Raw genomic sequence first — 8,593 nt, forward strand, 5'->3', positions numbered from 1 at the left:
GCTTTTCCGGATCGGAAGCTGGCGGAGCAGTGCCCTGCCGACGTCGAGCGCTATCTGACGGAGGTGGGTCAGAGGACCGAGATGAAGGACTGGCAGTTTCGCCAGATTGTCGATGCTATACGGATTTTGTTCGAGCTCACGGGCGTGGAATGGCTGGAGCAAGTGGACTGGGAGCAGTGGCGGGCATCGGCCCGACGGCTGGAGCCGAGCCATCCGACGGTGGCTCGGGATTATGAAGCGGGTCCGGCGAGTCCGGACGTGGATTCATCGGATGACTCGAATCATTCCTTCGCCGAGATCCGCAAGACGCATTCGGCCCTGCTGGATCGTGTCGTCAAGACCATTCGGGTCCGTGGAATGGCGATCCGCACCGAGCAGACCTATGTCCATTGGATGATGCGCTATATCGCCTTCAGCGGAAATCGGGATCCGACCGATCTGGACGCCTCGCATATCGGGCGTTTTCTGGAATATCTGGCTGTCGATCGGCGCGTGGCCGCGAGCACCCAGAATCTGGCGCTCAATGCCCTGGTCTTTCTCTATCGCGAGGTTTTGGGGAGGGAGGATCTGGACGTCGGTGGTTTCGCCCGCGCCAAGCGTCCTCGGCGTCTGCCCACGGTGCTCACGCATGCCGAGGTCACGGCGCTTCTCGACCAGCTCGACGGGGTTCACCAATTGATGGGATCGCTCCTCTATGGCACGGGGATGCGGCTGATGGAATGCGTCCGGCTGCGCGTGCAGGACGTCGATTTCGGATACGGCCAGATCCTGATCCGCAATGCCAAGAGGGGCAAGGATCGGGTGGCTCCATTGCCGGAGCGCGCTCGGGATGGGCTGAGGGATCAATTGGCGCGCGTGAAGGTACTGCATGACAACGACCTGGCGGAGGGTTACGGCGAGGTCTATCTCCCGGATGCCTTGGCACGCAAGTATCCGAACGCCGCCAAGGATTGGCAGTGGCAATACGTCTTCCCAAGCGGACGACTCTCTCAGGATCCGCGCAGCGGGTCCGCGCGACGTCATCATCTGCACGAGTCGGCCCTCCAGAAGGCCGTGAATCGCGCGGCGCAAGCGGCCGGCATCACGAAGCGGGTCGGGCCCCATACGCTTCGACATAGCTTCGCAACCCATGTGCTCCAGGCGGGATATGACATCCGCACGGTTCAGGAATTGCTGGGGCATGCGGACGTGTCGACCACCATGATCTATACGCATGTGCTGAATCGCGGCGGGAAGGGGGTGCGGAGTCCGCTGGATGCCTTGGTGTGAGCGAGCGGTGATTTCCTTTCGGCGCAATAGGCTGTCGCTATTGCGCCCTACGGGGAGGTGGAACGATGGACCGGGATGTCAGCGTCCCCGGTGGCGGCGCGAGGGCCGCCAGACCCATCTCCTTACACATATCTCCCGCCACCAGCGATCCTGAGCGCCTTGTCGTCATCAGCAGAGCAGAACACGTGAGATGAGTTGGGCCGCCGCCGAGTTGAGCACGATCGATCTGGGAGACGAGCGGTTGAACGCCCGCTCGGTGTTGTTGGCCGAGCGGCTCTCGGCCAAGCCTGGGGCGAGCGTGCCTGGGGCCTGTCACGGTTGGTCGGAGACGCAGGCGGCGTATCGGTTCCTGAGCCAGTCGCGCTTCGACTGGCTGGATCTGCTCGCGCCGCATCGTGAGCGCACGCTGGAGCGGATGGGTGTGCAGTCGGTGGCGCTGTGCGTGCAGGACACCACCGAGCTGGACTTCAACGGCCAGGGGATCAAGGGGCTGGGGCCGCTGAGCGACGAGGCGCAGCGGGGCATGTATCTGCACCCGACGCTGGCGGTGAGTCCCAGCCGCGAGGCGCTCGGCGTGGTGGATGCGTGGATGTGGGCGCGAGCGCCGAAGGGGGCCGATGGGGTGCGCCCGGGCGGCAAGGAGAGCACGCGCTGGGTAGAAGGCTACAGCCGGGTGGCGGAGCTGGCCGCGGAGTTGCCCGAGACCCGCCTGGTCTATGTCGCCGATCGCGAAGCCGACCTGCTGGCACTCTTGGTGCGCGCGCGCGAGCTGGGGCATCGTGCCGACTACCTGGTGCGCGCGAGTCACAATCGCGCCTTGCCCGAGGGGCGCAAGCTCTGGAGTCGTCTGGAGGCCGCCGAGCCGCTCGGCGAGCTGTGCTTCGAGCTGCCGGCGGGCAAAGGGCGAAAGGCGCGACGGGTGCACCAGCAGCTGCGCGCCGAGCGCGTCGCGCTCGACGATCGCTGCGGCGGTACGCTCGCGGTGACCTGCCTGGTCGCCACCGAGGTCGGCGCCCCGAGCGGGGTCCGCCCGATCGTCTGGCGTCTGCTGACCAACCGCGAGGTGAACGACGCCGAAAGCGCCGCCGAACTCATCGACTGGTATCGCGCCCGTTGGGAGATCGAGCTGTTCTTCCGCGTGCTCAAGGAGGGCTGCCGCGTCGAGGCGCTGCAGCTGGCCGAGGTTGAGCGTATCGAGAAGGCCCTGGTCCTGTTCCTGATCATCGCCTGGCGCATCACCCGACTGATGCGCCTCGGGCGCTCGCTCCCCGAACTCGATGCCGAGCTGCTCTTCGATCGCCAGGAGTGGCAGGCCGCCTACATCCTCAACCGCAAGAAGCCACCCAAGCGCGCCCCGACGCTCAACACCGTCATCCGCCTCATCGCCACCCTCGGCGGATTCCTCGGGCGCAAGCGCGACGGGGAACCCGGCGTCAAAACCCTCTGGATCGGCCTCCAGCAGGTCAGGGAGTTCTGCGAGGCGATGCAGTTCGTTCAAGAGCTTGGAGACTTGGAGTGAGTTGTGTGTAAGGAGATGCCTTTTAGGGGTTAAGTGAAATTATGTTATTTTTCTGAAACCCCCATCCCCCCCAAATACCCCCCAACCGCCCGCTCAATCTCAAACCGCCCCGCCGCCTCCCGCAACACCGCCTTCGGCAACGGATCATCCAGCGTCGCCTTGATCGCCTCGGCCAGTGCCGCATCGTCGCCGACCGGGACCAGGGGGCCGTAGCGTCCGTCCTGGAGGATCTCGCGCGGGCCGCTGGGGCAATCGGTGGAGACCACCGGGGTGCCGACGGCCAGCGCTTCGACGGGGACGAAGGGCAGGCCCTCCCAGCGCGAGGAGAAGGCGAGCAGGGCGGCGTGGGCCATGTAGGCGTAGGGCTCGGGGACGAAGCCGGGGAGGGCGAAGTCGGCGCCGACGCCGAGGTCGTCGGCGAGGCGCAGCAGGCGCTCGCGGGCGCTGCCGCGCCCGAGGATCATCAGCCGGCAGGGGCGCTCGGCGCGCACCCGGGCGAAGGCGCGCAGCAGGGTGGCGAAGTCCTTGCGGCTGCACAGCTCACCGACGCTGAGGATGAGCGGCGGGGCGTCGTCGGCGAACCAGGGGTGATCGGGACGTGGCTGTTGCTCGGTGAACAGCCGCGCCGGGACGATCGGCGAGTCGACCGGGTGGATGCGCTCACGCGGCAGGCCGGTGTAGCGGGCCATGTCGTCGGCGGCGCCGACGCTCGGCACCAGCACGCGATCGGCGAAGCGGTAGAGCCAGCCCATCGAGTGACGCTGCACCCAGCGGTCGAGCGGCCCGCGCGAGGCGAGATCGACCGAGATGGTAATCCCCGAGCGCAGCACCAATCGGGTCGGGGTGCGTGCCAGTGCGCGCGCGGCGAGTGCCAGACGGTTGACCTTGTCCTTGTCGGAGAGCAGCACGTCGGGGCGCTCGCGGCGCAGATAGCGTACCAGCGCGGGCAGGGTGGCGAGGGTGTGGCGGGTGCCGAGGTCGATGATGCGCAGCCCCGGCGGCCGATCGGTGAGTTCGGGGCCGTGGCCGCGCACCTTGAGCAGGTCGACGCGGTGGCCGCGCCGGGCGATCGCCGGCAGCAGGTGACGGGCGAGCCGGTCGACGCCGCTGTGTCCCGAGGTGGAGAGGAAGCAGGCGATGTGTGCGGGCTCGGTCATGCGGCGCGGGTCTCGGTGGCCGGATGACGATCGGGCGCCATCCATGGTGCTCGGGCGTCCGCCAGCGGCGCGCGGCGGACGCGGTCCTGTGGGGTCATTCTGCGCCAGCGCGCGCGGCTTGGCCAGCGACGCGTGGCCCGGGCTCAGTCGCTCGCGATCCAGTCGAGCGGGTCCTCGTGCGGGGCGGGCGTGAGCCCCGGCCGCTCAATGAACAGACGGTGCCAGATCGCGAACTGCAGCAGCCCGAACAGCTCGCGCCCGCCGCCGCGCCCGGCGCACCGTGCGGCAACCAGCGCGGGCAGGGCCTCGGGGCGGAACCAGGTGCGGATGCCGTCGTTGCGCGCCAGCAGCTCGCCGACCCGGGCGGCGCGCTCGCCTCCGAGCCAGTCGCCGACCGGGACGTGGAAGCCGCGCTTGGGCGCGCTCAGGTGCCCCGGCGGCAGCAGCGGCTCGGCCCAGCGCTTGAGCAGCCACTTGCCGCTGCCGTCGCGGGTCTTGAGCGTGTCGGGCAGCGCCAGCCCGAACTCGACCAGACGGTGGTCGAGGAAGGGCACCCGGCCCTCGACGCCGAACCCCATCAGCATGCGGTCGGTCTTCACCAGCAGGTTGTCGGGCAGCGCGGTCACCAGGTCGGTGTACTGACGTCGCTGCAGGTCGGACCAGTCGCCGGGGGTGGCCTGCCAGGCGGCGACGAAGGGGGCGCGATCGGGCGGCTCGACGGTCGCGAGCGCCGCACCGTACAGCGCCCGTTGCCAGCGTCTGGCCCACTGTCCCCGGGTGCGGAAGCCGCCGCTGCCGGGACGCAGCAGCCCCTTGCCCCAGCGCTCCAGCCGCGGCGGGCGGTAGCGGCCATAACCGCCGAACACCTCGTCGCCGCCCTCGCCGGAGAACACCACCTTGAGCTCGGCGCTGGCCTGCTCGGCGAGGATCGAGGTCGGCAGACAGGCATAGTCGCGCATCAGTTCGTCGGCGGCCCAGATGCTGTGGGGGATGCGACCGAAGACCTGATCCAGCTCCAGCTCCAGACGGTGATGCTCGAAGCCGAAGTGTGCCGCGACCCGCTCGGCGGCATCGAGTTCGTCGGCCATGCGGGTGCCGCGATAGCCGACCGAGAAGCTGTGGATGCGCCCGGCGCCGTGACGGTGGAGCAGGGCGGCGAGCACCGCCGAGTCGACCCCGCCGGAGAGGAACAAGCCGAAGGGCACGTCGGCGCGCATGTGTTCGCGCATCGCCGCGTCGAGCCGCTCGCCGAGTTCGTAGCTGGCGTACTCGGGGCCGATGTCGCGCGGGGCAACGCGCCGCGCCGACCAGTAGCGGTGATGGGTGAGGTTGAGTTCGGAGTCGATCACCAGCGCCTCGCCCGGCGGGACGCGGCGCACGCCCTCGATCAAGGTGTCCTCGCCGGCGGCGAACTGATGATGGAGGAACTGACGCAGCGCCGGGGCCGAGACCCGCGGCGGCTCGGGCAGCAGCGCGAGCAGTGCCTTGAGCTCGGAGGCGAACACCACCCGGTCGGCCAGCCGGGCGTAGAACAGCGGTTTGATGCCGAGTCGGTCGCGGGCGAGGATCAGCCGCTCGCGCCGGCGATCATGCAGCGCGAAGGCGTACATGCCGCGCAGCCGTTCGAGCGCGTCGAGCCCGTGCACCGCGTAGGCGTGGAGGATGGTCTCGGAGTCCGAGCCGGTGCGTATCACCCGCCCGGCGGCGCCGAGCGCGGCGTTGAGTTCGCGATAGTTGTAGACCTCGCCGTTGGCCACCAGCGCCAGCCCGTCGGCGGGCGCGAGCAGCGGCTGGTGCCCGGTCTCCAGTCCGATGATCGACAGCCGCGACTGCGCCAGCCCCACCGCGCCCTCGCGATAGAGTCCGCTGTCGTCCGGGCCGCGGTGTCCGAGTCGCTCGATCATGCGCTCGAGCGTACCGGGCGCGGGTTCGACCCCGGCGCGCAGGATGAAACCGGCGATCCCGCACATCAGCGCGACCCCGTCTTGGTTGGATGATATCTGGCCATAGGTCCTCGCCCCCTCATGTCTCGACGCACCGCGCTGGTGCGACCGCTCCCCATGATACGAGGCGCCGGCTGGTTGTCGAGGGTTGCGGCTGGCGACCGGGGCGCTGTCGTCGGCCGCCAGCCTTCGGAAGATGTGAACCGCAAAGATGTGAACCGCCAAGCCGCGAAGAACGCGAAGGGGTTGTGTGGTTGGCGTCCAGGCGTTCGATAAATGGGTGTCCTTTTTCAAAAGCGCAAAACCCCTTCGTGTCCTTGGTGTCTTTGCGGTTCACAATCTGGCTGGAGGCTGGAGGCTGGAGGCTGGAGGCTGGAGGCTGGAGGCTGGAGGCTGGAGGCTTTCCCCCTCCCGCCCGCGGCTCGATCAGGCCGCGCTGGCGATGCGCGAGTGCATCAGGCTGTCGTGGTCGGGTTCGCCGGGGAGGCGGGTGGGTTCCTGGCCGGACTGGACGTGGGTCGCAAGCAGGTCGATCGCGCGCTCGAAGTGTGCGACCACCTCGGGGTCGAACTGGTCGCCGGCATGGCGGGCGATCTCCTCGGCGGCGGTCTCGACGGGCATGCCGCGGCGATAGGGGCGGTCCGAGGTCATGGCGTCGAAGGCGTCGGCGACGGCGATGATGCGTGATTCGAGCGGGATCTGCCTGCCGTGCAGCCGGTTGGGGTAGCCGAGTCCATCGATGCGTTCGTGATGGTGAAGGACGATGCGGGCGACCTCGCGGAAGGTCGGCAGGCGCTGGAGGATGTCGAAGCCGATGCGCGGGTGGAGCTGGATCTGCAGTTTCTCGACCTCGGTGAGTCGACCGGGCTTGTTGAGGATGCCGTCGGGCACGCCGACCTTGCCGATGTCGTGCAGATGAGCGGCGATGTGCAGCCGCTGATGGGTTCGGGCGGGCAGCGACATCTGCTCGGAGAGCAGCTCGGAGAACAGTGCCACCCGGAAGGAGTGCTCGGAGGTATAGGGATCGCGAGCATTGAGAGTGCTGATCACGACATCGATGACGTCATGGATGCGGACGAGTTCGGGGATCATCTGGGTCCTGGTGTGCAGGGACTGCGGGCGCGGCGGGGCCTGAGGCCCCGCCCCGGGGTCAGGCTGCCGAGCGCGTGGTGGCCGGTGGTGGCTCGACCAGATCGGCGATGGCGCGGGCGAAGGCGTCGACGCTGGAGCGTTCGAGCAGCACGCAGGGCTTGGCGGTGCGCTTGCAGAAGCGCTTGGTGCGCAGATAGGCGTCGTGGCTGCAGTTGTCGGCGGGACAGATCACCGCATCGGCCTTGGCGAGCAGCGATTCGAGCCGCTGGCGGTTGTCCTCCAGCCCGCCGTCATGGCGCAGCAGCTCGCCGTTGCAGCGTGCCACCAGGTTGCGATAGCGGCTGGCCAGCGAGCCGCGACCGCCGACACAGAGGATGCGCCGCCCGGCGAGGTCGGGTACCGAGTCGTCGGCGGCGGCGCAGCCACCGCAGCAGTCCTCCGGCTCGATCTGCGCGAAGCGCTGTTCGAGTCGTCGCAGCGCGTCCTCGCGCTGTGCCAGGCGCTCGGCGAGTTCGGCGCGGTGCTCGCGTTCGCGCTTGAGCTGTGCCTCCAGGGTCGCGACCCGGGCGCTGGCCTGATCGGCGCGACGCCGCTCCTCGTCGAGGCTGGCCGAGCGGTCCTGGTCGCGCAGCGCGGCGAGTTCGCCCTCGGCGCGTTCGAGGGCGCGCTCGAGCCCCTGGTGCTGCTCGACCGTCTGTTCCAGCTGCTCGATACGGGCCTCGCGCTCGGCGAGGCTGCGGTTGAGCCGGCGCTCGCGCTCGGCGGCGTCGCGCTGGGCGCGGTCGAGCTGGGCGCGGGTCTCGCGCAGCGCGCGCAGATCGGCGCCGAGTCCGGCACCGATCTGGTGCGAGAGCATGTGCACGTCCTCGTAGGCGCGCACGCAGAGCATGGCGTCGGCATGGGGGTGGGTCATCAGCGCCCAGAAGGCCCCGGGGATCTCGCCCTCGGCGCGTGCCTGATCCCAGAGCGCGGCGACCTGTTCGCTGTCCTTGGCGCGGGCGAAGCGCTTGATCATCCGCGCGTGCTTGCGTTCGAGCGCCTTGTGGGTGGCCTGGGAGAGCGGTCCGCGCTGCTCGGCGGCGGCGACACAGCGTACATGGATGTCGAAGTCGCTGGCGCGCGCGTGCTGGCGCACCCCGCTCTTGCGCGCGATCTCGCGCAGCTCGTCGACGTGCAGACAGGTACCGATCACCGGACAGTGGAACTTGTGCGCGAGCTCCCACAGCTTGCGGCGCCGGCTTGATGGGCGCTGCCCCGGCTGCGGTGCTTCGAGTGGCGGTGCGATGACATTGGAGGACACGATGGACGGTCGGGACTCACACATGCCGGACTCCTTCGGCGTGGGTTGGCTCTGGGATGGAGTCAATAATAATTCTCATTAGCGAGAAAGCAAGGGGTTTCAGCTGACAGCGACCAGCCATCAGCCACCAGTTGCCAGCCATCAGATGCCGGAGAGGATGAACCGCAAAGAACGCGAAAGGGAACATGCGAGCGGCTTCCAGACGTCGTCTGGCGACTGGGCGTCCCCGCATCGTCCTCCCTTCCCTGGGAACGACAGGCAGCCGTAAAGCCTCTCGCGCCCTGCGCCAGTCGTTGAGGTCAACGCTCACTGG

At 68.7% G+C, this 8,593-nt stretch carries 6 protein-coding genes; 2 read left to right on the forward strand and 4 right to left on the reverse strand.

The window, feature by feature from the left end; translation table 11 throughout:
* Positions 1-1,269 (forward strand): integron integrase (locus tag EBL84_RS15020; protein WP_305028016.1); only part of this gene is annotated, 1,269 nt, incomplete at its 5' end.
* Between the two features lie 190 nt (positions 1,270-1,459).
* Positions 1,460-2,788 (forward strand): IS4 family transposase, encoded by a 1,329-nt coding sequence (locus EBL84_RS15025; protein WP_123141560.1) that lies wholly within the window; start codon positions 1,460-1,462, stop codon positions 2,786-2,788.
* 44 nt (positions 2,789-2,832) lie between these two features.
* Here EBL84_RS15025 and EBL84_RS15030 read toward each other — a convergent pair whose 3' ends face one another.
* From EBL84_RS15030 to EBL84_RS15050, 4 genes are all read right to left on the reverse strand, one after another.
* Positions 2,833-3,945: a glycosyltransferase gene (locus EBL84_RS15030; RefSeq protein WP_123141561.1), complete on the reverse strand. Its 1,113-nt coding sequence runs from the start codon at positions 3,943-3,945 to the stop codon at positions 2,833-2,835.
* Positions 3,946-4,088: 143 nt separating this feature from the next.
* Entirely contained in the window at positions 4,089-5,915 is a 1,827-nt protein-coding gene (gene asnB, locus EBL84_RS15035; RefSeq protein WP_123141562.1) for an asparagine synthase (glutamine-hydrolyzing), read from the reverse strand.
* A gap of 399 nt (positions 5,916-6,314) precedes the next feature.
* A complete protein-coding gene (locus EBL84_RS15045; protein WP_223806160.1) occupies positions 6,315-6,980 on the reverse strand; it encodes an HD-GYP domain-containing protein in 666 nt (221 codons plus the stop codon).
* Positions 6,981-7,038: 58 nt separating this feature from the next.
* On the reverse strand, positions 7,039-8,304 hold the full coding sequence (locus tag EBL84_RS15050) for a DUF2325 domain-containing protein (protein WP_148040311.1): 1,266 nt from the start codon (positions 8,302-8,304) through the stop codon (positions 7,039-7,041).
* Between the last annotated feature and the right edge of the window lie 289 nt (positions 8,305-8,593).

The organism is Marichromatium sp. AB31 (assembly GCF_003718685.1).
GTDB classification, from domain to species: Bacteria; Pseudomonadota; Gammaproteobacteria; order Chromatiales; family Chromatiaceae; genus Marichromatium; species Marichromatium gracile.

Coding starts and splice junctions, on each gene's coding strand:
- asnB (WP_123141562.1), bottom strand. CDS start 5,915: ATGTGCGGGATCGCCGGTTTCATCCTGCGCGCCGGGGTCGAACCCGCG.
- EBL84_RS15050 (WP_148040311.1), bottom strand. CDS start 8,304: ATGTGTGAGTCCCGACCGTCCATCGTGTCCTCCAATGTCATCGCACCG.
- EBL84_RS15045 (WP_223806160.1), bottom strand. CDS start 6,980: ATGATCCCCGAACTCGTCCGCATCCATGACGTCATCGATGTCGTGATC.
- EBL84_RS15030 (WP_123141561.1), bottom strand. CDS start 3,945: ATGACCGAGCCCGCACACATCGCCTGCTTCCTCTCCACCTCGGGACAC.
- EBL84_RS15025 (WP_123141560.1), top strand. CDS start 1,460: ATGAGTTGGGCCGCCGCCGAGTTGAGCACGATCGATCTGGGAGACGAG.